Here is a 25,323-nt window from a genome sequence, read left to right as displayed (position 1 = left end):
AGGCAGGGCAGCACGAAATGGACGCGCGGTCGGACAGGAACGCAATTCCACTTGCGGTCGATCTCGACGGCACGCTGATTGCAACGGACCTTCTGTGGGAAGGCCTGTTCATCCTCATCAAGAAGAATCCGCTGTATATTTTCCTGGTGCCGTTCTGGCTGGCCGGCGGGCCGGCGCGGCTGAAGCAGGCCATCGCTGACCGCATCGACATCGATCCCGCATCGCTGCCCTATCGCGAGGTGCTGCTCGATCGCATGCGCACCGAACATGGCGAAGGCCGCAAGATCGTGCTGGCGACCGGCACGCCGCGCAAATTCGCGGAGGCGATCGCCGCACATCTCAATATATTCGATCATGTGCTGGCAACCGATGGTCCCCACAACATGACCTCGGGCCGCAAGCGCGCCGCACTTGTCGCCGCCTATGGCGATGGCGGCTTCGACTATGCCGGCAACAGCCGGCACGATCTCAAGGTCTTCGATGCCGCGCGTACCGCGATCGTCGTGGCGCCCGACCGCCACGCGGCGCGCTGGCAGGTGGCACACGACGCTGAAATGGTGCCGGTGCCGAAGCCGACCTTCAGGACTTTCGTCAAGATGCTGCGCGTGCATCAATGGCTGAAGAATTCGCTGATCGCGGTGCCGATGGTGCTGTCGCACGAGTACTTCAACGTCAACATGATCTGGCAATGCCTGCTGGCATTCGTGTCCTTCAGCGCCGTGGCTTCCGCCATCTACATCCTCAACGATTTCTTCGATCTCGCTCTCGATCGCAAACATCCGACGAAGCGCAACCGGCCTTTCGCCAGTGGCGCATTGTCGATCCCGTTCGGCCTTGGCTCGATGGCAGCGTTGCTCGCCATTGGCATCGCTGCAGGGCTGTTGCTGCCGATCGAATTCCTCGGCGTGCTCGGCGGCTACATGGTGGTCACCACGGCCTATTCACTGTCGCTCAAGCGCATGCTTCTGGTCGACGTGCTGACGCTGGCCGGGCTCTACACGATCCGCGTGTTGGCCGGTGCGGCAGCGACCGGCGTCGACGTCTCGTTCTGGTTGCTGGCCTTCTCGATCTTCTTCTTCCTGTCGCTGGCGCTGGTGAAGCGCTATGTCGAGCTGCGCACCACAGCCATCCCGGCCGGCGAGCGCATTGCCGGTCGCGGCTACCGCACCGAAGACCAGGAGATCGTCGCCCAGGCCGGCATGGCCTCGGCCTTTTCCTCAGCCCTGGTGTTGGCGCTCTATATGGACAGCATGGCCGTGCGCGAACTCTATCCGCATCCCTGGCTGGTCTGGCCGCTGGCACCGATCGTGCTTTATCTCACCATGCGCGTCTGGATCCTCGCCCGCCGCGACGAGTTGCATGACGATCCCGTCGTCTTCATCATCCGCGACTGGCGCAGCCAGATCGTCGTGCTTATCGGCGCATTGCTGCTGGTTGCCGGGGGCTGGTAGGCATGGCCGAACGGTTCCAGAGTTTCGGTCTCGCCACGCCGCCGGCGCCGCGCAGCATCTCTGCGGATGACGCCATTGCGCTGATGAAGAGCGGCAAGGCAAAAAAGAACGCGTTGCTCGCCTATGGCAATGGCCGTTCCTATGGCGATTCCTGCCAGAACGAAGCCGGCACCGTCGTCGACATGCGGCCGCTGAACCGCATTCTCGCCTTAGATGCCGAGACCGGTCTTCTCGAGGCAGAAGCCGGCGTGCTTCTGTCCGACATCATTGCCCATGCCGCACCTTACAGTTTTTTCCCAGCGGTCGTGCCAGGCACGCAGTTCGTGACGCTTGGCGGCGCCATCGCCAACGACGTGCATGGCAAGAACCATCACCGGCGCGGCACCTTCGGTTGCCATGTCGCGTCCTTCACGCTGCTCAGATCAGACGGGCGGACCTATCATTGCTCGGCCACCGACAATGCCCGCCTGTTCCAGGCGACGATCGGCGGCATGGGGCTTACCGGCCTGATCCTGTCGGCGTCGATCCGGCTGATGCGGGTGTCTTCGCTCGACATCGTCGAGAAGGCGACGCCGTTTCGCGATCTCGGCGAATTCTTCGCGCTGGCCGAAGCCGCCGATCAGGCCAATGAATATGCGGTTGCCTGGATCGATCAGCTTGCCGGCGGCCACGGCCGTGGACGCGGGCTGCTGTTCACCGGCAACCATGCCGAGCATGGTTCGCATACGGCCGCTCGTTCTGGCGGACGTCTCTCAGTGCCTTTCCAGCCGCCGTTCAATGTGCTCAACCGGCCGTTCCTGACGGCATTCAATGCTGCCTATACGTGGAAGAAGGGACGCTCGTCAGCGCCGCGCCGTGTGGGTTACCAGGGCTTTTTCTTTCCGCTCGACGGCGTTGGTGACTGGAACCGGCTCTATGGGCCGAAGGGCTTGTTCCAGCACCAGAGCGTGGTGCCGGAACAGGCTGCATACCAAGCGGTGCCGGCGCTGCTCGAGGCGGCGAGACGGGCGGGGCAGGGGTCGTTCCTCACGGTGCTGAAGCGTTTCGGCTCGATCCCTTCGCCGGCGCTGCTGTCGTTCCCGCGGCCGGGATACACGCTGACGCTGGATTTCCCCAATCGCGGCGAGACGACGCTGCAGCTGCTGAACGAGCTTGACCGCATCACGGTCGAGGCCGGTGGCGCGGTCAATCCCTATAAGGATGCGCGCATGGGCGCGGCCACCTTCGCCGCGTCGTTTCCGGATTGGCAGCAGCTGGAGGCGCTGCGCGACCCCGCCCTGCTGTCGGACTTCTGGGCGCGGACGGCGAAAAAACTGGACGTGCGGCGCGGGACTGTCGAGGCGGCGGAATAGATAAAATCTGAGTAATTCGTGGTGAATGATCCGTTAACGCCGGGGTTTACTCAAAACGTTGTGGTGACTTCACGAAATCTTTGCAGGTCTGTAGTAGGACCGCTGCAGGGCGGGTGCGAAACATGAAATACATCGTCTTCATTCTGTTCACTGTCATGACCAATGCTGCCGCGCAGCTGATGCTGAAGCAAGGCATGATGTCGCTCGGGCCGATTTCGTTCGAGGGTACCAATCCCCTGGTGAAGCTGTTGCAGATCGTCTTCAGCCCGTGGGTGTTTCTTGGCCTCTGCACCTTCGTCATCTCGATGGCCTCGCACCTTTATGTGCTGTCCAAGGTCGAGCTCTCCTTTGCCTATCCGTTCCTCAGCCTCGCCTATGTCGCCGTTGCGATCTTCGCCTATTTCCTTTTCCGCGAGGACCTCAATGCCTGGCGCATCTCCGGTATTGCCTTCATCTGCGTCGGCACGGTGCTGATCGCCCAAAGCGGGCGCGGCCATGACGAGGAAACGGCTTCCCTTTCGCCCGACAAGATCCACACCAGCGAGACCGTTCGATGAGACATGTGATTTTCGGTGGCGACGGCTTCGTCGGCCGCCACCTTGCCCCGAAACTTGTGGCCGATGGCGAAGAGGTTGTCGTTGCCGACATCGTCAAGAGCGACCTGCCGCATTACCGCTCGGTCCGCTTTGCCACATGCGACGTGACTGATAAGGCCTCGGTTGCCTCAGTCGGGCTCAAGGCCGACGACATGGTCTACAATCTGTCGGCGAAGATGCTGTCGCCGATCCAGGTGCGCGCCAAGCGCCACGACTTCTTCTTTCCGGTGAATTTCCACGGCACCGAGCACATCATGCAGGCGATGGACAAGGCCGGCGCGCCAAAGCTCGTCCACTACACGACCGACATGATCTACGGCCATACGGTGACGCAGCCGATGACCGAGGAGCATCCGGTGGCGCCGCTTGGCGAATATGGCTGGTCGAAGCAGAAGACCGAGGAGCTGGCGGCCGAATGGCGCAAGCGCGGCATATCGATCTCGCTGTTTCGGCCACGCCTAATCATCGGTCCCGGCCGCCTCGGCATCCTGGAGAAGCTGTTCAAGCTGATCGACTGGAACTTTCCGGTGCCGATGATCGGTTCCGGCAAAAACCCCTATCAGTTCATTTCTGTTTTCGATTGCGCGGAAGCTGCCCGCGCGGCCTGGAAGGCTGGCGTGCCGAACGAGGCCTATAATCTCGGCTCGCTCAATCCGCCACCGGTGAAGAAATTGCTCGGCGACCTGATCAAGCATGCCGGGTCGAAATCGCTGCTGATCCCGACGCCGGGCTGGGCGGTCAAGCGCACGCTTGACCTGCTCGACCTCATGAACCTGCCGATCATGGATCCCGAGCAGTATCTGATCGCCGACGAGGAATGCGTGCTCGACGTGTCCAAGGCCGAGCGCCAGCTCGGCTGGGTGCCGCAATATCGCGACGAGGACATGCTGATCGCCGCCTACAGCGAATACCGCGCCAAGAAGGCCGGTCATGCCGTCGCCACCAAACATGTGCCTGCCGAATAGCCGGCTCGCCGAACAGTTTTCGTTGCGCACGACCCTGGTCATGCGCGCAGACAGGAGATTGAGATGACCGTCATGGCCAAGCCCGAGCAGACGAATACGCGTACCATGGTCAGCGCGCCGGCGCTGTCGCCCGCCAGCATCGCCAAGCCCAACCTGATCAGCGTCGAGCAGGCGAAGGCGATGGACGTGGCGCGGATGACCGACCTGTTCAAGGCGCATCTCAATCCCGGCCAGCTGCATTTCATGAAGCTGCTCGGCTTCCACAAGATCAAAATCGAACGTGCCGAAGGCATGTTCTACATCGACCAGAATGGCCGAAAGATCCTCGATTTCTTCGGCGGCTTCGGTTCGCTGGCTTTTGGCCACAACCATCCGCGCATTCTCGAAGCACGCCGCAAGTTCCAGGAGGAAAAGCGCCAGGAGATCGCCATCGCCTTCATGTCGCAATATGCGGCAGCTCTGGCGCACAACATCGCCAAATGCTCGCCCGGCGATCTCGACATGGTGTTTTTGGGCTCGTCCGGTTCGGAAGCCATGGAAGCGGCGGTCAAGCTTGCCGAGCGCGCTGCCGGCCCGAAGCGGCCGAAGATCGTCTATGCCGAGAATTCCTTCCACGGCAAGACCAAGGGCGTGCTGGGCATCACCGACGGCCAGCTCTACCGCGCCGACTTCAAGATGGCCGAGAATACGGTCCGCATTCCATTCGCCGACATCGAGGCCGTCGAGCGCCTGTTCCGCTCCGATCCCGAGGTTGGCGTCATCGTGCTCGAAACGATCCAGGGCGGCGGCGGCATCATCCAGGCGCCTGCCGAATACTGGCAGAAGCTGCGCGCGCTGTGCGACCAGTATGGCGTGCTGTGGGTCGCCGATGAAGTGCAGTGCGGCTATGGCCGCTCCGGCCGCTTCTATGCGTTCGAACACTATGGCGTTGTCCCTGATGTGACGGCGTTGGCCAAGTCGCTCGGCGCCGGCAAGGCGGCGGTCGGCGCCATGATCGCCCGGCGCGAGGTCTATATGAAGGCCTATGGCACGCCGAAGACGGCGATGATCCATGCCATGGCGACCTTCGGCGGCATGGGCGAGGCCTGCGTCACCGCGATCGAGGGCCTCAATGTACTCTATGACGAGGGGCTGATCGACAACGCCGCCTCGACCGGCGACTATCTGCTGCAGCGCCTGCAGGCGTTGAAGGAGAAATACCCGAAGATCATCAAGGATGTGCGCGGCAAGGGTTTTATGGTCGGGCTGGAGTTCCACGACTTCTCGCAGACCTTGCCGATGGTGCTGCGGCCGATCGTCAGCGTGCTCGACGACAAGCTCAAGGGATCGCTGTCCGGCTTCGTCGGCGCGCTGCTGTTGCGCGACTATGACGTGCTCGTCGCCTTCACCGAATACAACCGCAACGTCATCCGGCTGGAGCCGCCGCTGATCTGCCAGCGCGAGCATGTCGACCGCTTCGTCGATGCCTTCGACAGTCTGTTGTCGCGCGGCATCGTGTCGATCGTGAAGGATTTCGTCAAAAGCCAGGTTCGCTGAGCGCAACGATGCTGACCAGGTCGCCCGCTTCAAACACTCTGCTCGACCGGCTCACCGCGGCCGGTCTGGCATGGGGCGAGGGCACCTATGGGCGGCTGGCCGCGCCGATCGGTGCGGCGGCCTTTGCTCTCTACATCTTTCTGACGGCGGCGACGGCCTGGTTCATGCCCGACGCCAATTGGGACATGCTGCCCTATCTGGCTGTTGCCGAAGAAGGCACCTATCCCGATGCGCAGGCCTTGCATGACTATGCCTATGGTGCGGTCAAGGCCGGGGTGTCGGCCGGCGACTACAAGACGCTGACCGACGATGGTGACGGGTTCCGCAGCCACATGAGCGAAAATGCCGCCGATTTCCATTCGCTGCTCGGCATGTACCGGATCAAGTTCCTTTATGCCGAGATCCTGTCGACGATGAGTTCGGTGATATCGCCGGTCGAGGCGATGCGGCTGGTATCGGTGTTCTCGGTGCTGCTGTTTGGCGCGATCGCGCTGCTCTGGCTGCGGTCTCAAAATGCGCTGGCGCTGGCGCCGATTGTTGGCGCGGTGCTGATCATGGCCGATTTCGGCGAAGTGGCGCGGGCCTCGACGCCGGATCTGTTGTGCTCGGCGCTGTTTCTCGGCGGGCTGTTTGCCTATGTGCGCGGCCGTGATGTGGCGACGGCGCTCCTGCTCTTCCTCGCCTTCATGGCGCGACCCGACAACATCGTCTTCCTCACCATCTTCGCCGTACTGCTGGTCGTTTTCCGGCAGCGGGCGTGGGGCGCGCTGGCCGGCTTTGCCGCCTCCTTCGTCGCCTATTTCGCCATCTCGCACTGGGCCCACCATCCTGGCTGGTGGCCGCATCTGTGGTTTTCCAGCATCGAGCAGCACTACAATATGGACGGTTTCGATCCGCCGTTTTCGGTTGTTGCCTACCTCAAGGCGTTCGCCGCCTCGCTGGTTCGCGCCATCGCCCTGAACAGCTGGGTCGGCGTCTCGGTGCTGGCCCTGGCCGGCTGGTATGCGTTGAGCCGCGCCGGCTTTCGGCTCGACCGCCGCGCCGGCATCTTGCTTGCCGCACTTGTGCTTGGCGTGCTGGCGAAATTCACCGTCTTTCCGATCCACGACAGCCGCATCTATTTTCCCAATCTGATCCCGCCGTTCCTGCTGCTCGCCGGCCCGATGATGGCTCTCTGGGCATCGGCAAGCCTGAACGGGCGACGCGCCTTGCACGTCATATCTGGAGATAAGCCATGAGTTCCGTTTCCAGCCTGGCGCGCATGGCCCTGTCGCTCGGTCTTCCCACCGGCGTTCTCGACCGTAGCCCGTCGCTGCACGGCACGAAATTCCTGGCCAAGGCGGCGCTGAAGGCGCGCCTCAGTGGGGGCAGGCGACCGTTTCAGATGGTCAATGTCGGCGCCTGCGACGGCGCGCTGTTCGACGATGTGACGCCGTGGCTGCACCGTATTCCGCGCGCCCGCGCCGTGCTGGTCGAGCCGATCCCCTACAATCAGAAACGGCTGCGTGCCAACTATCCCGATACCGAGCGCTTCGTCATCGAACCCGTGGCGGTGACCAAGACCAAGGGCACGATCACCGTCCACACCTTCGATGCCGCCGCACTCGAGGCCGGCACGTTGCCGATCGAATTCATCGGCTGTTCGTCGGTCACCGACACCAATCTGATGTCGGGCAAGAATGCCTGGGGCGAGGCCGATGCCAATTTCAACAAGTTCGCGCCGCACCTCAGGGATATCGAGGTGCCGTCGGAGACGCTGCAGACGCTGCTCGACCGCAACGGCATCACCTACATCGACGCCTTCCTGGTCGACTGCGAGGGCGCCGACTGGATCGTCTTCGAACAGCTCGACCTCAAGCGCTACCGTCCCGGCATGATCAAGGTCGAGGTCGGCGCGCTGCCGGCGGCGGAAATCGGCCAGGTCGTGGTCAAGCTGAAGACATCAGGCTACCAGGTCGGTTTCCAGGCCGAGGACGTCTGGGCCTTCGCCTGAGCGTCTTTCCACGGGCCGACGCGAAGCCATTCTATCGTCTGGTCGCTCGGCTTTTTGCCAATGTCGCAAACAGGCTTCATCCGCGCCACCGCTCCGCCCTATAGTCCGCGCGCTTTATCACTTTGGAGTCGCGGGCAATGGCAGAGTTTCCGAAACAGGCGAAGGTCGTCATCGTCGGCCTTGGCGGTATTGTCGGCGCGTCGATCGCCCATCACCTGATCGAACGCGGCTGGACCGACATTGTCGGCATCGACAAATCGGGCATCCCGACCGATATCGGCTCGACCGCGCACGCCTCCGACTTCTGCTACACGACCAGCCATGACTTCCTGTCCTGCTGGACGACGATCTACTCGATCGATTTCTACGAGAAGATGGGTCACTACGCCCGCATCGGCGGCCTGGAAGTGGCGCGCGTCGGCGATGACGCCCGCATGGAAGAAATCAAGCGCAAGATCGCCTCGGCCAAGGCTTTCGGCACGCGCGCCCGCCTGATCGAACCGGCCGAGATCAAGGAAAAATTTCCGCTCATCGAAGAAGCGATGGTGCAGGGCGGCCTGTGGGACCCCGATGCCGGCCTCGTCATTCCGCGCTCGCAGACCGTCGCCGGCAAGCTGGTCGACCAGGCGGAAGCTTCGGGCAAGTTGAAATCTTTCGCCAACACGCCGGCCAAATCCCTCATCGTCGAGGACGGCCGCATCAAGGGCGTCGTCACCGACCGCGGCACGATCATGGCCGACTATGTCATCGTCTGCGCCGGCATATGGGGGCGGTTGATCGCGGAAATGGTCGGCGAAGACCTGCCGGTGATGCCGATAGACCATCCACTGACCTTCTTTGGCCCGTACAACGAGTTCGCCGGCACCGGCAAGGAGATCGGCTGGCCGCTGCTGCGCGATCAAGGCAATTCCGCCTATATGCGCGACACCGGCGACCCCAAGACCGCCGAGGGCGGGCAGATCGAATGGGGTTATTACGAAGAAAACAATCCGCGCCTTTGCCATCCGCGCGACCTCCTGGAGAAGGATCAGGCCCGGCTGTCACCCTCGCAGCGCGACCTCGACATGGAGCAGATTCTGGCACCGCTCGAGCGCGCGATGGAACTGACGCCGATCTTGGGCGAGCTCGGCTACAATGAAAGCCATTCCTTCAACGGGCTGCTGCAGGTAACCGCCGATGGCGGCCCGTCGATGGGCGAAAGCCAGAAGGTCAGGGGTCTTTGGTATGCCGTCGCCATCTGGGTCAAGGACGGCCCCGGCATGGGCAAGCTGATCGCCGACTGGATGACGGACGGCCGCACGGAAATCGACCACCACGCCATCGACTATGCGCGCTTCTATCCGCACCAGACGAAAGAGCAGTTCATCTGGGATCGCTGCACCGAGACGGCGATGAAGGTCTACAATCCGGCGGTGCATCCGCGCGAACCGTTCTCCAAGGCCCGCAACATAAGGCGCTCGCCGTTCTGGGAGCGCGAGAAGGAACTCGGCGGCTACTTCATGGAACTGGGCGGCTGGGAACGGGCGCACGGCTATGCCGCCAACGAGCATCTCTTGGAGAAATACGGCAATCGGGTGCCGGTGCGGGCAAACGAATGGGACAACCGCCATTTCTGGCGCGTCTCCAATGCCGAACATCTCGCCATGAGCGAGGATTGCGGCATCGTCAACCTGTCGCATTTCGCCATGTATGACATCGAAGGCCCGGACCATGTCGCGCTGCTGGAGTGGCTGTGCGCGGCCAAGATCGGCGGCGACAACAACATCGGCAAGGGCATCTACACCCACTTCCTCGATGAGGAAGGCATGGTGCGTGCCGACTTTACCGTCATCCGCATGGCCGACCGCTGCCGTTTGATCGACGGCGCCGACGCCGGCCCGCGCGACTTCCAGTACATGCGCCGTACCGCGCAGGACAAAGGCTTTGATGTCACCATCACCGATGTGACGGAGAAGTATGTGACTGTCGGCATCTGGGGCCCGAATGCGCGCGCGACCTTGCAGAAGGTGGTCGAGAATCCAGATGGGCTTTCGGTCGAGAATTTCCCCTTCGCAGCGATCAAGCAGGTTCGGATCGGCGGCAAGGATGTCACCGCGTTCCGCATCTCCTATGTCGGCGAGCAGGGTTGGGAACTGCATATGCGCTACGAGGACGGTCTCGCCGTTTGGGATGCGCTGCGTTCCACCGGCGTCATGCCCTTCGGCGTCGAGACCTACGCCAACACGCGGCGCATGGAAAAGAGCCTGCGCCTGCAGAACGCCGACCTTCTGACCGAGTACAATCTGTTGGAAGCCGATCTCGCGCGCCCGAAGGTCAAGGAGAACGATTTCTGCGGCAAGGCGAAGCACGTCGAGTATCGCGCCCGCGAACACCAGCCGGCCATGCTGTGCACGCTGGTGGTGACCGAGAACGTCGATGCAAAGGGCGTTGCCCGCTATCCCGTCGGCATCATGCCGGTGATGGATCCGAAGACCGGCGAAACGCTGGTCGATGAGCTCGGCCGCCGGTCGTTCACGACGTCGATGGCCTACGGTCCGACCATCGGCAAGAACATCGGTCTCGCCTATCTGCCCTGGGCGTATGCCGAGGAAGGTCGCAAGCTCACCATCGAGTATTTCGGCGAGACCTATCCGGTGGAAGTGGCCGCCGTCGGCTACAAGCCGCTCTACGACCCGGACAACCTCAAGCCGCGCAGCTGATAGCCCCGGTAGGCGGTTGACCCGCAAAGACGTCTGAAAAGCCCGGCGCAGCGCCGGGCTTTTCTCTTTGTCGATCCGTGATTCTCGCTTACCCTTGCGGCATGTCTGCTTTTGCCTGTGCAAGACATCTGCTTTCGGGCTGCGCCGCGCTGGCGCTGCTGCTCTGGCTGACGCCGGCCTCCCTCTCGGACGAGCCGGTCGACATCGAGCTGGTGCTGGCCGTCGATGTTTCCCTCTCCATGTCGCCCGACGAGCTTGAGATCCAGCGGCACGGCTATGCGGCGGCGCTGACGCACGATCATGTGCTGCAGGCGATTGCCGACGGAACTTACGGCAAGATCGCCGTCACCTATGTCGAATGGGCCGGAACGACCTGGCAGCATGTCATCGTGCCGTGGACGGTGATCGCCAACCGTGCCGATGCCGAACGGGTGGTGGCGCAGCTTTCCGCCCATCCGCCGGGCAGCGCGCGGCGCACCTCGATTTCCGGCGCGCTTGAATTCGGCGGCGATCTTTTCGCCGAAAGCGGCTTTCAGGGCGTCAAGCGGGTCATCGATATTTCGGGCGACGGCCCCAACAACCAGGGCGCCCCCGTCGACATCACCCGCGACGGTCTGGTGAAGCAAGGCATCATCATCAATGGGTTGCCGCTGATGACCCGCGGCGGTTTCACCGGTGCCTTCGACGTTAACAATCTCGACCGCTACTACAGCGACTGCGTGATCGGCGGGCCCGGCTCCTTTATGATCCCGGTCAACGACTGGACGCAATTTCCCGAAGCGATCCGCCGCAAGCTGGTGCTGGAACTTGCCGGCCCTGCCTCGCCGCAATGGGCAGCGGAAGAGGCCGATCACCCGCCGGTGGTGCTGGCGCAGGATGGCCCGCCCGTCGACTGCCTGGCCGGCGAGAAAATGTGGCGCGACCGCAGCTGGATGTTCGACAGCCGCTAGAGCGCAGTGTGTCGCCTGGATGCACAAAGTGCGACGCGCAGGTCTGCCCGACCTTGCCTCGTTGTCGCAAGCAATGGCAAACTCGCCCGCGCGATGCGGGATCAAGCTGCCGGTCGCGACTCGGTCAAAACGAGGGAAGTAGCATATGAGAAATCTTGTGATCCTGACGGCTCTCGCGTCGTCGCTTTGCGTCGGCAGCGCCAGCGCCTACGATGACGAACCCGCCTGCGTCATGTTCGAGCATGGAAATTTCCGCGGGCGATCGCTGGAGATGAGCGCCGACGATTCGGTGAATTTTCGCGCAGGCCAGTTCTGGAACGACCGCGTGTCTTCCGTGTTCGTGCGTCGCGGCTGCACCCTTGTCGCCTATGAAGATTCACGCCGGCGGGGCCGTTCGATCGAAATCACTCGCAGGATTCGCGATTTTCAGGGCAGCGGCTGGAACGACCGCATCTCGTCGGCCGAATGCTATTGCGACGGGTATTAAACCAGTCGCAGGCCGGGCGTTGCCCGGCGATTCCCGTCCGCAGCAATAGCGGCGCCAGGCATTTTTTTGAGAAATCAGGCCGCGAGCAACTGCTTGCGGTCGACGCGCTCCTGCTGCGGTGAGCGGGCGTAGAGCTCGCGGTAGCATTTGGAGAAATGCGAGGCCGAGACGAAGCCACAGGCGACCGCCACCTCGACCACCGGCATCGACGACTGGATCAGCAAGTGCCTGGCACGGTCGAGTCGGATTTCGAGATAGTAGCGGGCAGGGGACCTGCCCATTTCGGTGCGGAACAGCCGCTCGATCTGTCGGCGCGACAGGTCGACATGGTCGGCGATCTCGATCAGCGACAGCGGCTCGGACAGATTGCCTTCCATCAATTCGATGATGGTCAGGACCTTGGAGTTCTGCACGCCAAGGCGGGCGCGCAGGGGCAGGCGCTGGCGGTCGGTCGGGCTGCGGACGCGGTCGGTCAGCACCTGCTCGCACACCCGGTTGACCAGGTTTTCGTCGAAATCGTCGCCGATCAGCTTCAGCATCATGTCGAGCGCGGCGGTGCCGCCGGCGCAGGTGTAGATGTTCTGGTCGATCTCGAACAGGTCGGCGAAGACATTGGCCTTCGGAAAAGCCTCGGAAAAGCCCGGCAGGTTTTCCCAGTGGATGGCGCAGCGCTTGTTGGAGAGCAGGCCGGCGGCGGCAAGGATATGCGCGCCGGTGCACAGGCCGCCGACGGCGACGCCTCTGTTATACTCCTCGCGCAGCCAGGCGAAGGCGGATCGGTTCTGGTAGCGCTCGACATTGACGCCGCTGCAGACGATGGCCATGTTCGGCCGGTCCGGCCCGGCCATCTTCTTGCGTTCCTCCTCAAGCGAGGTGTTGACCGCGCATTCGACGCCGTTGGAGGCGCGCACCGGCTTGCCGTCGATGCTGGCGAGGCGCCAGCGATAGGCTTCGTAGCCAAGCATCCGGTTGGCCGAGCGCAGCGGGTCGAGCGCTGTCGCAAAGGCGATCATGGTGAAATCGGGGACGAGGAAGAAAACAAACGCTCGCTTGATCGGATGCTTTACAACGGCATTCACGGGGAAACCTCACGCGGCCATGACGCGAACAGGATGTCGCGAACAGCACAGCGTCATCAGGAAAAACCATTCCTGTCAATCGGGTAGAGGGCGTAGAGGCAACTATATTTGCGACATGGGTCGCAAATGGGCAATCGCCCATGCGATGGGCTCAAAATGCTGCTCGGTTAAGCAGACCTGGCCGGCGTGGCTACGGCACAGACGAAAACGCCGCCTCGGCAAACCGAAGCGACGCTGGGATCAACTTCGAAGCAGCGGCAGGGGACGCTGCCTTCGCAAGCTGTTGTCTCAGGCGACGAAGCCGAGGCGCGCTGCATTCATGGCGCCGGTCTGGCCGGGCATGGTGTTGGCGAGGCGCTGGCGCTCAAGAGCGGTCGTCAGGTTCATTTCGCGGCGGGCAAAGAGGCGGGCAAAAAGCTTCATGATCATCTCCATTCGGTTGCTCAGACGGGTCGCCTTCGCTTTATGGAGTGGGGCAGCTCGTTTGCTGACGCTGATATAGGCTTGTGCGAGGACAAACTAAATCGCAAATGCGAAGCGCTTGATATGAAATGCGACACCGATTGCGACATTATTGGGCAGACTGCCCAGAATTTACCATTATTTACAAGGCGTTAATTGGGAATTCGCGCCGCTATGCGGCTTGCTCATATGCGCCATGCAGCGGCGACATGGCTCCAAAATTCATTTGAGTGCAAATAAAACTGAGAAGGCCTGCCGGGCATGGTCTGCGCGGCAGGCCTTCATTCTTTGCTACACACGGTTTACTTCGCTCCAGCCCAGGATCCGACGCCGTGGCGTGCACCGGTCTTGGTGTCGGCAGCTTCAGGCCAGCCAATGTCCTTCTGCAATTCGATCGGCAGCGAGTGAATGGCACGTTCGGTCTGGTAGCGGGCGCGGGCCGCGCTGAATTCGGTCGCGAGGCGACCAATGGATGACAGGATAGACATTTTGTTCTCCTTCGTTTGCGGTGGGAGGATCCGCCGTTGAGGCGTTACATCCGGTTTCAGCTTCATTTCATGTCGATTGCAGGTTCTGTGTCGTGGTCGTTTGGTGGCTGCTTCGGTACGTCCTGCTTCGATGGAGTTGACTATCCTCCCATTCTGATGTTCAATCAAACGAAATGGAATGATGGTTTGCATCAGAAAAATTGAAGGTCGATCCCGATGAACGCCCCACTCAATCATCCGCTGCCGCTGCTCGATCTCGATGTCCTGCGTACTTTCGTAGCAATTGCCGAGACCGGCAGCTTCACCACCGCGGCCAATGCGGTCTTTCGCACGCCGTCTGCCGTCTCCATGCAAATCAAGAAGCTGGAGGACATTCTCGGCCGTTCCGTCTTCGCGCGCGACGCGCGTTCGGTAACGCTGACCACGGATGGCGAGATGCTGCTCGGCTACGCCCGCCGGCTGCTGTCGATCAACCGCGAGGTGGTGTCGAAGTTCATCATTCCCGACATTGTCGGCGTAGTGCGGCTCGGTTCACCGGACGACTACGGCGAACGCGTGCTGCCGCATGTGCTGAAGCGTTTTGCGCAGTCGCATCCGTCGATCGCCGTCGACGTCACCATCGATCAGAGCAGCAATCTGCGCCGGCGCATGGATGATCGCGCCCTCGACATTACGCTGCTCACCAACTCCTACAAGACCAGCGCGCTCGGCGCCGAAGTGCTGCTCACCGAACCGATCGTCTGGGCCGGCGCCAAGGGCGGCTGCGCGCATCTGCGTGAGCCGCTGCCAGTATCGCTGTGGGAAGAAGGCTGCGCCTGGCGGGCCGGGGCGCTCGAAGCGCTCGGCCGCGAAGGCCGCAACTACCGCATCGCCTATATGAGCGCGCACACGGCTGGCCAGCGCGCCGCCATCATGTCCGATCTCGCGGTGGCGCCGCTGCCGAAATCGTTCCTCGGCAACGACATGGTCGAGCTTTGCCCGAAGGACGGCATGCCCGACATCGGCACCTACAATCTGGCCATGGTGGTGGCGCCGGACGCCAGCGCGCCGGTCAAGGCGGTCGCCGACCACATTCGCGCGACCTTCGAAGTGTTCCGGGAAACCGGCAAGTTCTGAGCTTTGTGACGATCAGAGCCCGTCCCGACAGGATCGGGGCGGGCTTTTTTCGTCCGCAATGGCTGCCGGTAAGAAATCAGGTCGCGATCTGACCCTGCAGCGACCATCCGCTGGCCGCAGTGCGGCGTGGTTTGGCTTCACCGCTCAAGAAGGTCACGATGCTGTCGCGTGCGCGGCGCGCCTCGGGCATGTCAATCAGCGGCCAGACATGGAACATGCCTTCCTCGTAGACGACGTCAACCTCAACGCCGGCGGCACGCGCTTTCTCGGCGAAGATCAGATTGTCGGGGCTGAGCAGGTCGTGCGAGCCGGTCAGAAGCAGGGTCTTCGGCAACACCGACAGGTCGCCGTAGAGCGGGCTGATGTGCCAGTCGCTGCGAGCGAAGCCGGCGCTGTACATGCGGATTGCTTCCAGGCCGCCTGATATACCCAGCCACGGATCGTTGCGTTCCGCCTCGAACACTTCGGGGTTGGAGAGTGACATGTCGAGGCCAGGTGAAATCAGCACATGGCGCGACGGCAAGGGCAGGGCGTCTTCGGCGGCCATCATGGTCAGCACAACGGCCATGTTGCCACCGGCGGAATCGCCCATGAAGGTGATGTCGCCAGCTTCGGTCTCGTCGAGCATCTGGCGGTAGACCTCGCCGACCATGCCGAACATGGCGTGGAAATCGTGCTCGGGGGCGATCGGGTAGATCGGCACCGTGATGCCGAAGCCAAGTCGATCGGCCATTTCGGCGATCAGCCCCCAGTGATAGGACGTGATTTGAAAGACAAAGGCGCCGCCGTGCAGGTAGAGAATGCGCTTGCGCTCACCGGCCTTGGGCGCGATTTCGTAGACGGGAAAGCCCTCGACGCTGCGGGTCGTGATGTCGAGCCGCGATCGCAGCGACGCCGGCGGCTGATGGTCCTCGGTCTTGCGCGCATAGGCAATCCAGCGCTGCAGGTTTTCCGGACTGGAAAAAGCCTGCTTGCGGCTATGCCTGAGGACAAACGAAACGACGTGGCTTTTGAAGCTGGGCATGCGGATACACGAACTTCGGCTGGAGCCGACTAAGAGAATTCTCCCTGCCTTCGAAGATCGTGCCTCGGCCAGAAATGTCAAGTTTTGCGTGGTGGTCAACACGGTTGTGTGATCTGGGGCCGCAACCCCAAAGGCAGGTTTCCCAGCCTATTAGGACACCGCAACAGCGTTCAACGCCGAGGCAGAAGTGCTGCGCGCAGCTTTGTATCGGTTGTCGCCGGAGCCGTATCGCGGCTCCGGCGTTTGGCCAGCAGCTTGCATTTGTCGGCGAAGGTCATCAGCGCGCCGAGCCCAGGAGCAAAGCCGACAGGGCGGTCTGCGGGTCATTGCGCGGCGATACCGGCCAGCCGATATCCTTCTGGATGTCAGAAGGCAGGCTGTTCAGCGCGCGGACAGACCTGTTCCGATTGTGGGCATGCTTGATGGCCGCACCATAACGGCCGAGGCTTTCGAACATCGACATCTTGATCTCCCTTGAAGGATCGCGGCGGTTGGAAGCGATTTCCCGCCTGCCGCTTGATGCCGGTTAAATGCGCCGCGCATGTATCTGGCCGATTTCACGAAAGCAGCGGTTTCGTTTCCAGATCGGCCGATCTTGAAACATTTGCATACAAATGAAATTGGAGGCGTTTGCCGCTCTATTGCGGGCGGTCTATTCCCGCCCGCGCCTTGCCGCGTGGCCTTCTCGCGAACGCCGGCGCGGGGCGGCATCGCCGGCAACACCGTCCTCGCTGACAGTTTTGCGTGGCGGCAGTTTCACTGCGGCCGAGAGTTTCGGGAAGGGGTCGACCTTGTTCGGCAGCGCCATAGCGTAGACGAAATGCTCCTGGAATTTCGGCTCCAGCGCCGTCTCGATCTTCTCGATCTTGCTGACCGTGTCCTCGATCTCGCGGCGGTAGCCGCGATTGAGCAGCGCCATGCGCGCACCGGCGCCGGCGGCGTTGCCGACAGCGGAGACCTTGTCGAGGTCGCAATCCGGGATCAGGCCCAGCACCATGGCGTATTTCGGATCGATGAAAGAGCCGAAGGCGCCGGCGAAGTGGATGCGGTCGACATGCTCGGTGTGCTGCTTTTCCATCAACAGCTTGGTGCCGGCATAGAGCGCTGCCTTGGCGAGCTGGATGGCGCGCACGTCGGTCTGGGTGATGGTGATCTTCGGCTCGCCTTCCTTCAGCACATAGGAGAAGGTGCGGCCATTGGCGGTGACGCGCGGTGAGCGCATGCCGAGCGATCCGTCGATGACGCCATCTTCCGAGATGATGCCGGCGAGATACATTTCGGCGACCACCTCGATGATGCCGGAGCCGCAAATGCCGGTGACGCCGGTCGCCTGCACGCTGTCGGAAAAGCCGGGCTCATCGGACCACAGTTCCGAGCCGATGACGCGATACTTCGGCTCCAGCGTGTCGGCATCGATGCGCACGCGCTCGATGGCGCCGGGGGCGGCGCGCTGGCCGCCCGAGATTTCCGCGCCTTCGAAGGCCGGGCCGGTCGGAGACGACGCCGCCACGACGCGCTGGCGATTGCCGAGCACGATCTCGGCATTGGTTCCGACATCGACGATCAGCATCATCTCGTCCTGGCGGTGCGGACCTTCCGACAGCGTGACCGCCGCCGCATCGGCGCCGACATGGCCGGCGATGCAAGGCAGCATGTAGAGCCGGGCACCCTGGTTGAGCTTGAGGCCGATATCCGACGCCTTGATGTGCACCGCGCCCGAGATGGCCAGCGCGAAGGGGGCGCCGCCTAGCTCGGTCGGATCGATGCCGAGGAACAGATGGTGCATGATCGGATTGCCGACGAAGACGCTGTCCAGGATGTCGTTGCGCTGGACATTGCCTTCGGCGCACACCTTGTCGACGAGGCCGGAGATCGCCTCGCGCACGGCAACCGTCATGCCTTCGCGGCCGTCCGGGTTCATCATCACATAGGAGACGCGGCTCATCAGATCCTCGCCGAAGCGGATCTGCGGGTTGGAGGTGCCCGACGAAGCGGCGACGCGGCCCGACAGCAGCGACACCAGATGCATGGCGATGGTGGTCGAGCCGATATCGCAGGCGAGACCATAGGCCTCGTTCTTGAGGCCTGGCCACAAAGCGATGACGCGGGCGGTCTCGGTCTCGGCATCCTTGTAGATGGCGGCGGTCGCGGTCCAGTTGCCCTTGCGCAAGATGCCTTGCACCTGCGGCAACAGATGGAAATCAAAATCGAGGTTTTTCAGACCCCAGTCGTGCATCAGCGCGATCTTCAGGCGATCGAGATCGCCGAGCGGCTTATGCATGTCGGGCTCTTCGATCTCGACATAGCACATGCGGACCGCCGAATCGCGGGCGATGACCCTGGTGTCGGCATCCTTGCGGATGGTCTGCGCGTTGATGACGGTGTCTTGCGGCACGTCGATGACGAGGTCGCCGAGGATCTGCGCCGAGCAGGACAGGCGGCGCCGCTCAGGCAGGCCGCGGACGCGTTCGTAGCGCTCTTCCTTGGCGCCCTTGGGCGTGATGTGGTCGTTGGAGGAGATGATCTTGTGCTTGGCGAAATTGCCTTCCTGCACTTCGATCTGGCAGCGACCGCAGGTGGCGCGTCCGCCGCAGACGCTCTCGACATAGACGCCGAGCTGGCGCGCGGCGTCCAGCACCGGCGTGCCGACCGGAAACCGCCCGCGCTTGCCCGACGGCATGAACAGCACGAGCGGATCGGTGATGTTGGCAGGCGAGTTCACGATTGCGCGCTTATCCTCGGCCCATCCGGGCTTCACGGCCGCCACGACGGCGACCGCCATTGCCGGCACCATCGCCCGGCGCGTTGACCGCGGTCGGCGCGGCAACGGCCTGGCCGCCTTCGGCCGGCTTGTAGTCCTTGTAGGTCCTGATCCAGTTGGTGCAGTTCTCGTCGGTGCCGTTCAGCACGTTGGCGCCGCGCACGGCTTCCATTTCCTGCGGACGCACCGGGTTCATGATCGCCGAGGTCATGCCGGCGCCGATCACCATCGGAATGAAGGCGGCGTTGATGCCGTGGCGATGCGGCAGGCCGAACGAGATGTTGGAGAGGCCGCAAGTGGTGTTGACCTTCAACTCTTCGCGTAGGCGGCGCAGCAGCGCGAACACCTGGCGGCCGGCATCGCCCAGCGCGCCGATCGGCATGACCAGCGGGTCGACGACGACGTCATGCGCCGGAATGCCGAAATCGGCGCAGCGCTCGACGATCTTCTTGGCGACGGCGAAGCGCACGTCGGGGTCCATCGAAATGCCGGTCTCGTCGTTGGAGATGGCGACGACTGGAACGTTGTATTTCTTGACCAGCGGCAGGATGGCTTCGAGCTTTTCTTCCTCGCCGGTGACGGAGTTGACCAGTGGACGGCCCTTGGCGACCTTCAGCGCGGCTTCGATTGCCGCGGTCACCGAGCTATCGATCGATAGCGGCAGGTCAACCAGTCCCTGCACGATCTCCAGCGTCTGCACCAGAAGGCCGGGCTCGGTCTCGTTGGGGTTGACCGAGGTGACGCCGGCATTGACGTCGAGCATGGTGGCGCCGCAAGCGGCCTGTTCCAGCGCGTCGCGGATGACGGTCTCGAAATTGCCGGCGATCATCTCGGCGGCCAGTTTCTTGCGGCCGGTCGGATTGATGCGTTCGCCGATCACGCAGAACGGCTGGTCGAAGCCGATAATGATTTCTCGTGTCGCCGAGGCGACGATGGTACGGGTCATGAAATCTCTCCGTCGTGATATAAAGAGTTCTTTATATCGTTATCTGATTTCGATCAAGCGAATGGTGAGCAGCCGCGCCGTCAATGCGCGGTCTTCACCATGTCCACCTGCGTTTCGGTAATCTCGTCGTGCAGTATGTGGTCGAGCCGGTCGGCAACGAGCTGGTCGTCGCGGCGGATTTCGCGCTTCCACGGCTGGCGGCCCTTGAGCACGCCCGATTCATCGACGATCTCGGCGACATACTCTTCCTGGCGATAGGCCATCACATGGACGCCGGAAACGCCGGGAATTTCCTTCACCTCGTTGATGATGTCGATGCAGAGCTGCTTGCCTTCCTTCTTCTGGTCCTGCGCGCCTTCCAGCCGCTTGATGACCGAATCGGGAATATGGATGCCCGGCACGTTGGAGCGGATCCACTTGCCCGTCTTGGCCGAGGCCAGCGGTCCGACACCGCATAGGATGAAGCATTTTTCGTCGTAGCCGAGGTCGCGCACCTTCTGCATGTAGGCGCGGAACATAGGCACGTCGAAGCAGTACTGGCTCTGCACGAACTGCGCGCCGGAAGCGATCTTCTTGCCGAGGCGGTGCGGGCGGAAATCGATCGGCGGTGCGAAAGGGTTGATCGCCGCACCCAGGAACAGCTGCGGCGGCGTCGTCAGCTTGCGGCCGGAGAGGAATTTGCCGTTGTCGCGCATGATGCGGCACGTCTCCAACAGCGACATGCAGTCGAGGTCGAACACCGGCTTGGCGCCGGGCTGGTCGCCGGCCTGCACGCCGTCACCGGTGAGGCACAGCATGTTGGCAACGCCCATCGCGGCACCGCCCAGCACGTCGCCCTGGATGGCGATGCGGTTCTTGTCGCGGCAGGCAATCTGCATGATCGGGGCATAGCCCATGCGGGTCAAAAGCGCGCAAATACCGACCGACGACATGTGGCAATTGGCGCCCGACGCATCGACGGCATTGATGGCGTCGACCCAACCGTCGAAGATTTTCGCACGGTTGTAGACATCTTCCGGATCGGCGCTGTCGGGCGGGTTGAGTTCGGTGGTCACGGCGAATTCGCCGCGCCGCAAGACGCGCTCCAGCCGGCCGCGCGAGGTGTGGCCGGGCAGGGGATCGAGCGGCAGGTGGATGCCGGCCGGGTTCTCGTCGAGTTGGCGGCCGATCATGCCGATGCTCCGGTGTTTGCCGCACCATTCTTGGCGGCAGCGGCGGCTTCGCGCGCGGCTGCTGCCTGCGCCGTTACCCGCAGCCAGGCCGAGGTTTCGCGCAGCGACTGATCAACCGGCTTCTGCACGTCGAGGATCTTGTCGCCATGCACCATGTTCTGCGAGCCCTCCCAGGCCTTGACCCAGACGCAAGGCATGTCCGGCTCGACCTCGCAATTGCCGTTGGCGCGGACGCCGCCGCAGGGGCCGTTGCGCAATTGCTTGGGGCAGTTCATCGGGCATGACATGCCGGTGGACGAAAGCACGCACTGGCCGCACATGCGGCAGTCGAACATGAAGCCCTTGACGCGTTTTTCGACGAATTTGATCGGCCCTTCGACGCGGCCGTAGCCGATGCCTTTCCACAGGGGATGGAGGAGCAGGAACGCGTCGGCGAAGCGGGAATAGAACCATTCGAGCAATCGCGAATGGCGGATCGACCAAAGCCTGACCGCAAAGGAGCGCTGCACGCGCCGCTGCGGCGACACGTCGGCCGGCTTGTAGTCGGATTTCGGCGCTGCCTTCTTGTTGAGAGTGGCCTGCGTAACGGCCGGGCCACCTTTGGCAGGAGTTGTTTCAGACATTTTCTTTCCCGCCCGCCTTCACCAGAGCGACCAGCCGCTCGCGGTCGTATTTCGTGTCGAGATCCTGAAAGGCCCTTTCGACCTCGGCTTCGAGGTCGTCGCCAACCGGAATGGGGTCGGCCTTGCGCCATTCGGCGAGGTAATCGTCAGTGCCGCCGGCGCCGGTGCGCATGGCGCACATGTCGATCGCCTCGGTGAAGCGCAGCGGCAGTTCGCGCTTGGCGTTCTGCCGGCCCTTCTTGACGATGACCTGGGCGGGGATGTCGCGCCAGTAGACGACGATCAGATCGGCCATGAATTCCTACTCCTCGTGATTTCGAGCATTGCCGCAAGCGCAGTTGGGCCGCTTGTTATGGGACGACGCGCGCGCATTCAAAAGCGACGCAATTGGCGGTCGCAAAAATAAAGGCGAAAATCCTTGGGATGGCGGGTCTACCAGACGCCGCGTTTGACGCCGATCCAGAGGTAGAACCAGATCGTTGGATGATACCATTGCTTCGACGGCAGGCCGGGATCCGAGGTGGCAAGCTTTCCCGCCAGCGCGTCCCGAACCGCCTCGACGCAGACCTCGCGCGAGAACGCCGCCTGGCGTAGCGCATAGCTTGAAATGGTGTCGCCGGGTTCCGGCCGGCCGCGCGCCTGCCGCAACACACCGCCGGTGTCGACGCCGGCATCGACCAGATGCACCGTGGTGCCGAAATTTTGCGCGTCGCTAGAGGCCAGCGCCCAGTAGCCGCCATTCATGCCGCGATATTTCGGCGCGATGCCGGCATGGTAGTTGAGCACCGGGCACGGCATTTTTGCCAGCGTCTGCCGCGACAGCAGACGGCAGCCGGCGAGCAGCACGACGCCGGGCTGGATTTCCGCGATCGCCTGCAAACACTCCGGCGCGTTGGCCGAGGGGACATGGAAGATCGTTTGTCCCGGCTTCGGTTCAGTCTGCAGTTTCTGTTGCGCGATCAACCGCGCCGCGTGCCCGGCGAAAAACCGTTTGCCGAGCCGCGTCAGCACCATCGTGGCAAGCTGTCCGACAGCGGAGATCCAGCCTTGGCGGCGGGCGCGGCCGAGCAGCAATTGCTTTTTGGATTCAGGGCTTTCCAGGATGATGCTGACAGGACCGAGCTTATCGGCGAGGGCGTTGACGATGGCCCAGATATGCGGGCCGCCTTCGGTGACGACGACAATCGGCCGTGGATTTGAGCCCTGGGGTTCCATGCTTCGCGACGTGCCCGGAAGATGCGGCCGGATGTCGGCCAGAAGCTCGCGATGCTAGGCCGTTCGGGTTAATCCTTGGTGATCGGTGTGCCTGTCACCGGCTGCAACGCAACTCAGCGCTTGAATTCCATGATGTCGAGCTTCGATTCGTAATAGGGCGCCGGGAATTCGATGCGCCATTCGCTGGCGCTGTTGCGGAAGGCGTAGCCGACCTGGTCGCTTTGCGGGCCGCTGCCATAGGGCTTTGCCGGGTCGTCGTTGACCGAGAGCGAGCCTAGATAGATGGCGCGTTTTTCGCCATCGTCGAAGAAACGGCCCGTGGTGCGCTGCGAGCCGCTCACCTTTTGCAGCCGCCAGCCGGAGCCGTCGTCGGTCACCTTGCATTTGAACCAGCCATAGATGACGAGCGGGCCCAAGCCGCCAGCCTTGATGGTGCGGCACTTCCAGTTGCCGGTCAGATCCTTGTCGGAAAAGGCGACGAATGGCTTTGCCAGCAAGGCGTCGAGCTGCTTGACGTCAGCGGGATCGCCGGCCTTGGCTTCAGCAAGCGCTGCCTTGCGCGTCTCGCCATATTTGTCGAGCCGCACCTTGTCGGCGGGCGTGATCAATTTCTGCACCTCGCCGTCGGCGTAAGCGGGCAGGGCGAAGCAGAGAAGGCCGAGAACGGCAAGCAGGGGGCGGATGATCATCGGTGCGTTCCCGGTTTCTTGGCTGAGAGCAGCTTGTCTGCGCGTCTGGGGGCACAACTTACCCGATCGTGGCGGCCTGTCATCCGGGCTTGACGACGTTGAGGTGAAGAATTGCTTCAGGCGTGGGCGGCGGCTTGCGCCAGTTCGCTCGTCAGATCGCCATAGCCCGTAGAACGGCGCTCATAGGCAAGGCCGAGCATTTTCGCGGCTTTCTCGGCAACCTTGTCCAGTTCCGGGTCGTCGGTCTGGGCGATATAGACCAGTCGCTCGTAATTGCCGAAATAGTCCTTGATCAGCTCCGGGTGCTTGTCGAGGCCGAGCGGCTTCATGAAGAAGGCGTCGAACTGCCGGCACAGGAAATCGGTCATGTAGAACGACATCATGTCGTCGTCGGCGACCTTCGCATAGGCATCCATGCCCTGGTAGAAGGCAAAGCAGTGCGGCCCGGCCATCCGCTCGACGCCATGTTTCTCCAGCACGCGGTCGAGCAGGCCGCCCGTGCCGCAATCGCCATAGCCGACGAAGATGTTGCTGTAGCCTTCGGCCTTGCCCTTCTCGATCGCCTTGTCCATGGCCGGCGCAATGCGATCCGGATAGAAATGGAACTCCGCCGGCAGGCAGGTCAATTCGAGGTGATCGAGCCCCAGCTGTTCCTTGACGGCCAAAACCTCGCGCGCAATCATCCCGCAGGCGATGACAAGCAGCCTGTCGGTTTGATTCGGTTTGGTTTTTTGTACCTTGGCCATGGAACCTGTCGAACCGGCCTCCGTTGCTGTGGGGCGAATCTATCGAGAGAGGGATAAACCGTTCATGAAACTGTCAACCACTGTGCCGATTGCCATCCTTGCTTGCGCTCTGGCGCTTTCGGCCTGCGCCAACACGGTGCGCGGCGTCGGCAGGGATGTCAAATCGACAGCCAAGGCCGTTGAGGACACCGTCACCAAACCCTGATCCGCCGCGATCTGCTTCCAACATCTGGGAACAAAAAAGCCGCGCTGCAAGGCGCGGCTTTCATTGTTGGCCAAACGCCTTGCGTAAGATCAGGCTGAAGCGCGGACATTGTGCTTGCGCTTCATGTAGTCCTTGGCGGTTTCGACCGCCACGGCCGCGTCGCGGCAATAGGCATCGGCGCCGACGGCCTTGCCGAATTCCTCGTTGAGCGGCGCGCCGCCAACCAGCACGACATAGTCGTCGCGAATGCCCTTTTCCTTCATCGTGTCGATGACGACCTTCATGTAGGGCATGGTGGTGGTCAGCAGCGCCGACATGCCGATGATGTCGGGTTGATGCTGCTCGATGGCGTCGAGGTATTTTTCGACCGCATTGTTGATGCCGAGGTCGATGACGTCGAAGCCGGCGCCCTCCATCATCATGCCGACGAGGTTCTTGCCGATGTCGTGGATGTCGCCCTTGACGGTGCCGATCACCATCTTGCCCTGCTTCGGCGCTCCGGTGGCGGCGAGCAGCGGGCGCAGGATGAACATGCCGGCCTTCATCGCGTTGGCGGACAACAGCACTTCGGGGACGAACAGGATGCCGTCGCGAAAATCCTCGCCAACGATGCGCATGCCTTCGACCAGTGCCTCGGTCAGCACCTTGTAGGGCACCCAGCCGCGCTCGAGCAGGATGTTGGTGCCTTCCTCGATCTCTTCCTTCAACCCGTCATAGAGGTCGTCGTGCATCTGCTGCACCAACTCGTCGTCGGAAAGCTCGGAAAGG

Annotated in this window: 26 protein-coding genes; 12 read left to right on the top strand and 14 right to left on the bottom strand. The window is 62.5% G+C overall.

Annotation, left to right across the window (positions count from 1 at the left end):
• Positions 1 to 17 precede the first annotated feature (17 nt).
• From AC1DX6_RS06545 to AC1DX6_RS06500, 10 genes are all read left to right on the top strand, one after another.
• On the top strand, positions 18 to 1,451 hold the full coding sequence (locus AC1DX6_RS06545; RefSeq protein WP_477311937.1) for a UbiA family prenyltransferase: 1,434 nt from the start codon (positions 18 to 20) through the stop codon (positions 1,449 to 1,451).
• A gap of 2 nt (positions 1,452 to 1,453) precedes the next feature.
• Positions 1,454 to 2,803 (top strand): FAD-binding oxidoreductase, encoded by a 1,350-nt coding sequence (locus AC1DX6_RS06540; RefSeq protein ID WP_477311936.1) that lies wholly within the window; start codon positions 1,454 to 1,456, stop codon positions 2,801 to 2,803.
• A gap of 122 nt (positions 2,804 to 2,925) precedes the next feature.
• Positions 2,926 to 3,360, top strand: coding sequence for an EamA family transporter (locus AC1DX6_RS06535; protein ID WP_477311935.1), 435 nt, complete (start codon positions 2,926 to 2,928; stop codon positions 3,358 to 3,360).
• A complete protein-coding gene (locus AC1DX6_RS06530; RefSeq protein ID WP_477311934.1) occupies positions 3,357 to 4,364 on the top strand; it encodes an NAD-dependent epimerase/dehydratase family protein in 1,008 nt (335 codons plus the stop codon). Before AC1DX6_RS06535 ends, AC1DX6_RS06530 begins: the two co-directional genes overlap by 4 nt.
• A gap of 105 nt (positions 4,365 to 4,469) precedes the next feature.
• A complete protein-coding gene (locus AC1DX6_RS06525) occupies positions 4,470 to 5,900 on the top strand; it encodes an aspartate aminotransferase family protein (protein WP_477313611.1) in 1,431 nt (476 codons plus the stop codon).
• An 8-nt stretch (positions 5,901 to 5,908) separates the two neighbouring features.
• Positions 5,909 to 7,138: a hypothetical protein gene (locus tag AC1DX6_RS06520; protein ID WP_477311933.1), complete on the top strand. Its 1,230-nt coding sequence runs from the start codon at positions 5,909 to 5,911 to the stop codon at positions 7,136 to 7,138.
• The gene (locus AC1DX6_RS06515; protein ID WP_477311932.1) at positions 7,135 to 7,893 is read left to right on the top strand and encodes an FkbM family methyltransferase; all 759 of its coding nucleotides are present in this window, start codon (positions 7,135 to 7,137) and stop codon (positions 7,891 to 7,893) included. Before AC1DX6_RS06520 ends, AC1DX6_RS06515 begins: the two co-directional genes overlap by 4 nt.
• Before the next feature lie 137 nt (positions 7,894 to 8,030).
• Positions 8,031 to 10,592, top strand: coding sequence for a GcvT family protein (locus tag AC1DX6_RS06510; protein ID WP_477311931.1), 2,562 nt, complete (start codon positions 8,031 to 8,033; stop codon positions 10,590 to 10,592).
• A gap of 101 nt (positions 10,593 to 10,693) precedes the next feature.
• Positions 10,694 to 11,542, top strand: a complete 849-nt coding sequence (locus AC1DX6_RS06505) for a DUF1194 domain-containing protein (protein ID WP_477311930.1) — start codon at positions 10,694 to 10,696, stop codon at positions 11,540 to 11,542.
• A gap of 145 nt (positions 11,543 to 11,687) precedes the next feature.
• Positions 11,688 to 12,029 carry a peptidase inhibitor family I36 protein gene (locus AC1DX6_RS06500; RefSeq protein ID WP_477311929.1) on the top strand — a complete coding sequence of 114 codons (342 nt, stop codon included), beginning with the start codon at positions 11,688 to 11,690 and terminating at the stop codon, positions 12,027 to 12,029.
• A 74-nt stretch (positions 12,030 to 12,103) separates the two neighbouring features.
• Here AC1DX6_RS06500 and AC1DX6_RS06495 read toward each other — a convergent pair whose 3' ends face one another.
• From AC1DX6_RS06495 to AC1DX6_RS06485, 3 genes are all read right to left on the bottom strand, one after another.
• Positions 12,104 to 13,042 (bottom strand): GlxA family transcriptional regulator, encoded by a 939-nt coding sequence (locus AC1DX6_RS06495; protein ID WP_477313609.1) that lies wholly within the window; start codon positions 13,040 to 13,042, stop codon positions 12,104 to 12,106.
• Between the two features lie 354 nt (positions 13,043 to 13,396).
• On the bottom strand, positions 13,397 to 13,531 hold the full coding sequence (locus tag AC1DX6_RS06490) for a hypothetical protein (RefSeq protein ID WP_013531161.1): 135 nt from the start codon (positions 13,529 to 13,531) through the stop codon (positions 13,397 to 13,399).
• A gap of 341 nt (positions 13,532 to 13,872) precedes the next feature.
• The gene (locus AC1DX6_RS06485) at positions 13,873 to 14,058 is read right to left on the bottom strand and encodes a hypothetical protein (RefSeq protein WP_477248053.1); all 186 of its coding nucleotides are present in this window, start codon (positions 14,056 to 14,058) and stop codon (positions 13,873 to 13,875) included.
• Between the two features lie 216 nt (positions 14,059 to 14,274).
• Between AC1DX6_RS06485 and AC1DX6_RS06480 the strand changes: the two genes are divergently transcribed.
• Positions 14,275 to 15,174, top strand: a complete 900-nt coding sequence (locus AC1DX6_RS06480; protein WP_097576400.1) for a LysR substrate-binding domain-containing protein — start codon at positions 14,275 to 14,277, stop codon at positions 15,172 to 15,174.
• Between the two features lie 76 nt (positions 15,175 to 15,250).
• Here the strand turns inward: AC1DX6_RS06480 and AC1DX6_RS06475 are convergent, their stop codons facing one another.
• The 10 genes from AC1DX6_RS06475 to AC1DX6_RS06430 all read right to left on the bottom strand — a co-directional run bounded on the left by AC1DX6_RS06475 (position 15,251) and on the right by AC1DX6_RS06430 (position 24,350).
• Positions 15,251 to 16,198 carry an alpha/beta hydrolase gene (locus tag AC1DX6_RS06475; protein ID WP_477311928.1) on the bottom strand — a complete coding sequence of 316 codons (948 nt, stop codon included), beginning with the start codon at positions 16,196 to 16,198 and terminating at the stop codon, positions 15,251 to 15,253.
• A 277-nt stretch (positions 16,199 to 16,475) separates the two neighbouring features.
• Positions 16,476 to 16,661 carry a hypothetical protein gene (locus tag AC1DX6_RS06470; protein WP_477311927.1) on the bottom strand — a complete coding sequence of 62 codons (186 nt, stop codon included), beginning with the start codon at positions 16,659 to 16,661 and terminating at the stop codon, positions 16,476 to 16,478.
• Positions 16,662 to 16,850: 189 nt separating this feature from the next.
• Complete coding sequence (locus tag AC1DX6_RS06465; RefSeq protein ID WP_477311926.1) at positions 16,851 to 18,980, bottom strand: ASKHA domain-containing protein; 2,130 nt, start codon at positions 18,978 to 18,980, stop codon at positions 16,851 to 16,853.
• The gene (locus AC1DX6_RS06460) at positions 18,931 to 19,905 is read right to left on the bottom strand and encodes a methyltetrahydrofolate cobalamin methyltransferase (RefSeq protein WP_477311925.1); all 975 of its coding nucleotides are present in this window, start codon (positions 19,903 to 19,905) and stop codon (positions 18,931 to 18,933) included. The genes AC1DX6_RS06465 and AC1DX6_RS06460 overlap by 50 nt, the downstream gene beginning before the upstream one ends.
• Positions 19,906 to 19,985: 80 nt before the next feature.
• Entirely contained in the window at positions 19,986 to 21,077 is a 1,092-nt protein-coding gene (locus AC1DX6_RS06455) for a methylenetetrahydrofolate reductase (RefSeq protein ID WP_477311924.1), read from the bottom strand.
• Positions 21,074 to 21,700 (bottom strand): methylenetetrahydrofolate reductase C-terminal domain-containing protein, encoded by a 627-nt coding sequence (locus AC1DX6_RS06450; RefSeq protein WP_477311923.1) that lies wholly within the window; start codon positions 21,698 to 21,700, stop codon positions 21,074 to 21,076. The genes AC1DX6_RS06455 and AC1DX6_RS06450 overlap by 4 nt, the downstream gene beginning before the upstream one ends.
• Positions 21,693 to 21,995, bottom strand: a complete 303-nt coding sequence (locus AC1DX6_RS06445; protein WP_477311922.1) for a virulence factor — start codon at positions 21,993 to 21,995, stop codon at positions 21,693 to 21,695. The genes AC1DX6_RS06450 and AC1DX6_RS06445 overlap by 8 nt, the downstream gene beginning before the upstream one ends.
• A gap of 137 nt (positions 21,996 to 22,132) precedes the next feature.
• Positions 22,133 to 22,915, bottom strand: coding sequence for a formyl transferase (locus tag AC1DX6_RS06440; protein ID WP_477311921.1), 783 nt, complete (start codon positions 22,913 to 22,915; stop codon positions 22,133 to 22,135).
• A 113-nt stretch (positions 22,916 to 23,028) separates the two neighbouring features.
• Positions 23,029 to 23,604 carry a DUF4893 domain-containing protein gene (locus AC1DX6_RS06435; RefSeq protein WP_477311920.1) on the bottom strand — a complete coding sequence of 192 codons (576 nt, stop codon included), beginning with the start codon at positions 23,602 to 23,604 and terminating at the stop codon, positions 23,029 to 23,031.
• Positions 23,605 to 23,720: 116 nt separating this feature from the next.
• Complete coding sequence (locus AC1DX6_RS06430; protein WP_477311919.1) at positions 23,721 to 24,350, bottom strand: DUF1638 domain-containing protein; 630 nt, start codon at positions 24,348 to 24,350, stop codon at positions 23,721 to 23,723.
• Between the two features lie 64 nt (positions 24,351 to 24,414).
• On the opposite strand from AC1DX6_RS06430, the gene AC1DX6_RS06425 reads away from it, so the two are divergent.
• Positions 24,415 to 24,555, top strand: coding sequence for an EncA/B family entericidin (locus tag AC1DX6_RS06425; protein WP_477276873.1), 141 nt, complete (start codon positions 24,415 to 24,417; stop codon positions 24,553 to 24,555).
• A gap of 89 nt (positions 24,556 to 24,644) precedes the next feature.
• Here AC1DX6_RS06425 and AC1DX6_RS06420 read toward each other — a convergent pair.
• A partial coding sequence (locus AC1DX6_RS06420; protein ID WP_477311918.1) for a corrinoid protein occupies positions 24,645 to 25,323 on the bottom strand: 679 nt, incomplete at its 5' end.

The sequence above is a fragment of the Mesorhizobium sp. P2_C4 genome (genome assembly GCF_056404575.1).
This window is presented reverse-complemented; position numbering and strand designations above follow the sequence as displayed.

What these genes read in the sequence shown, in the direction of transcription:
- AC1DX6_RS06545 (WP_477311937.1), top strand. Translation starts at nt 18, where the DNA reads ATGGACGCGCGGTCGGACAGGAACGCAATTCCACTTGCGGTCGATCTC.
- AC1DX6_RS06540 (WP_477311936.1), top strand. Translation starts at nt 1,454, where the DNA reads ATGGCCGAACGGTTCCAGAGTTTCGGTCTCGCCACGCCGCCGGCGCCG.
- AC1DX6_RS06535 (WP_477311935.1), top strand. Translation starts at nt 2,926, where the DNA reads ATGAAATACATCGTCTTCATTCTGTTCACTGTCATGACCAATGCTGCC.
- AC1DX6_RS06530 (WP_477311934.1), top strand. Translation starts at nt 3,357, where the DNA reads ATGAGACATGTGATTTTCGGTGGCGACGGCTTCGTCGGCCGCCACCTT.
- AC1DX6_RS06525 (WP_477313611.1), top strand. Translation starts at nt 4,470, where the DNA reads ATGGTCAGCGCGCCGGCGCTGTCGCCCGCCAGCATCGCCAAGCCCAAC.
- AC1DX6_RS06520 (WP_477311933.1), top strand. Translation starts at nt 5,909, where the DNA reads ATGCTGACCAGGTCGCCCGCTTCAAACACTCTGCTCGACCGGCTCACC.
- AC1DX6_RS06515 (WP_477311932.1), top strand. Translation starts at nt 7,135, where the DNA reads ATGAGTTCCGTTTCCAGCCTGGCGCGCATGGCCCTGTCGCTCGGTCTT.
- AC1DX6_RS06510 (WP_477311931.1), top strand. Translation starts at nt 8,031, where the DNA reads ATGGCAGAGTTTCCGAAACAGGCGAAGGTCGTCATCGTCGGCCTTGGC.
- AC1DX6_RS06505 (WP_477311930.1), top strand. Translation starts at nt 10,694, where the DNA reads ATGTCTGCTTTTGCCTGTGCAAGACATCTGCTTTCGGGCTGCGCCGCG.
- AC1DX6_RS06500 (WP_477311929.1), top strand. Translation starts at nt 11,688, where the DNA reads ATGAGAAATCTTGTGATCCTGACGGCTCTCGCGTCGTCGCTTTGCGTC.
- AC1DX6_RS06495 (WP_477313609.1), bottom strand. Translation starts at nt 13,042, where the DNA reads ATGATCGCCTTTGCGACAGCGCTCGACCCGCTGCGCTCGGCCAACCGG.
- AC1DX6_RS06490 (WP_013531161.1), bottom strand. Translation starts at nt 13,531, where the DNA reads ATGAAGCTTTTTGCCCGCCTCTTTGCCCGCCGCGAAATGAACCTGACG.
- AC1DX6_RS06485 (WP_477248053.1), bottom strand. Translation starts at nt 14,058, where the DNA reads ATGTCTATCCTGTCATCCATTGGTCGCCTCGCGACCGAATTCAGCGCG.
- AC1DX6_RS06480 (WP_097576400.1), top strand. Translation starts at nt 14,275, where the DNA reads ATGAACGCCCCACTCAATCATCCGCTGCCGCTGCTCGATCTCGATGTC.
- AC1DX6_RS06475 (WP_477311928.1), bottom strand. Translation starts at nt 16,198, where the DNA reads ATGCCCAGCTTCAAAAGCCACGTCGTTTCGTTTGTCCTCAGGCATAGC.
- AC1DX6_RS06470 (WP_477311927.1), bottom strand. Translation starts at nt 16,661, where the DNA reads ATGTCGATGTTCGAAAGCCTCGGCCGTTATGGTGCGGCCATCAAGCAT.
- AC1DX6_RS06465 (WP_477311926.1), bottom strand. Translation starts at nt 18,980, where the DNA reads ATGGCGGTCGCCGTCGTGGCGGCCGTGAAGCCCGGATGGGCCGAGGAT.
- AC1DX6_RS06460 (WP_477311925.1), bottom strand. Translation starts at nt 19,905, where the DNA reads ATGACCCGTACCATCGTCGCCTCGGCGACACGAGAAATCATTATCGGC.
- AC1DX6_RS06455 (WP_477311924.1), bottom strand. Translation starts at nt 21,077, where the DNA reads ATGATCGGCCGCCAACTCGACGAGAACCCGGCCGGCATCCACCTGCCG.
- AC1DX6_RS06450 (WP_477311923.1), bottom strand. Translation starts at nt 21,700, where the DNA reads ATGTCTGAAACAACTCCTGCCAAAGGTGGCCCGGCCGTTACGCAGGCC.
- AC1DX6_RS06445 (WP_477311922.1), bottom strand. Translation starts at nt 21,995, where the DNA reads ATGGCCGATCTGATCGTCGTCTACTGGCGCGACATCCCCGCCCAGGTC.
- AC1DX6_RS06440 (WP_477311921.1), bottom strand. Translation starts at nt 22,915, where the DNA reads ATGGAACCCCAGGGCTCAAATCCACGGCCGATTGTCGTCGTCACCGAA.
- AC1DX6_RS06435 (WP_477311920.1), bottom strand. Translation starts at nt 23,604, where the DNA reads ATGATCATCCGCCCCCTGCTTGCCGTTCTCGGCCTTCTCTGCTTCGCC.
- AC1DX6_RS06430 (WP_477311919.1), bottom strand. Translation starts at nt 24,350, where the DNA reads ATGGCCAAGGTACAAAAAACCAAACCGAATCAAACCGACAGGCTGCTT.
- AC1DX6_RS06425 (WP_477276873.1), top strand. Translation starts at nt 24,415, where the DNA reads ATGAAACTGTCAACCACTGTGCCGATTGCCATCCTTGCTTGCGCTCTG.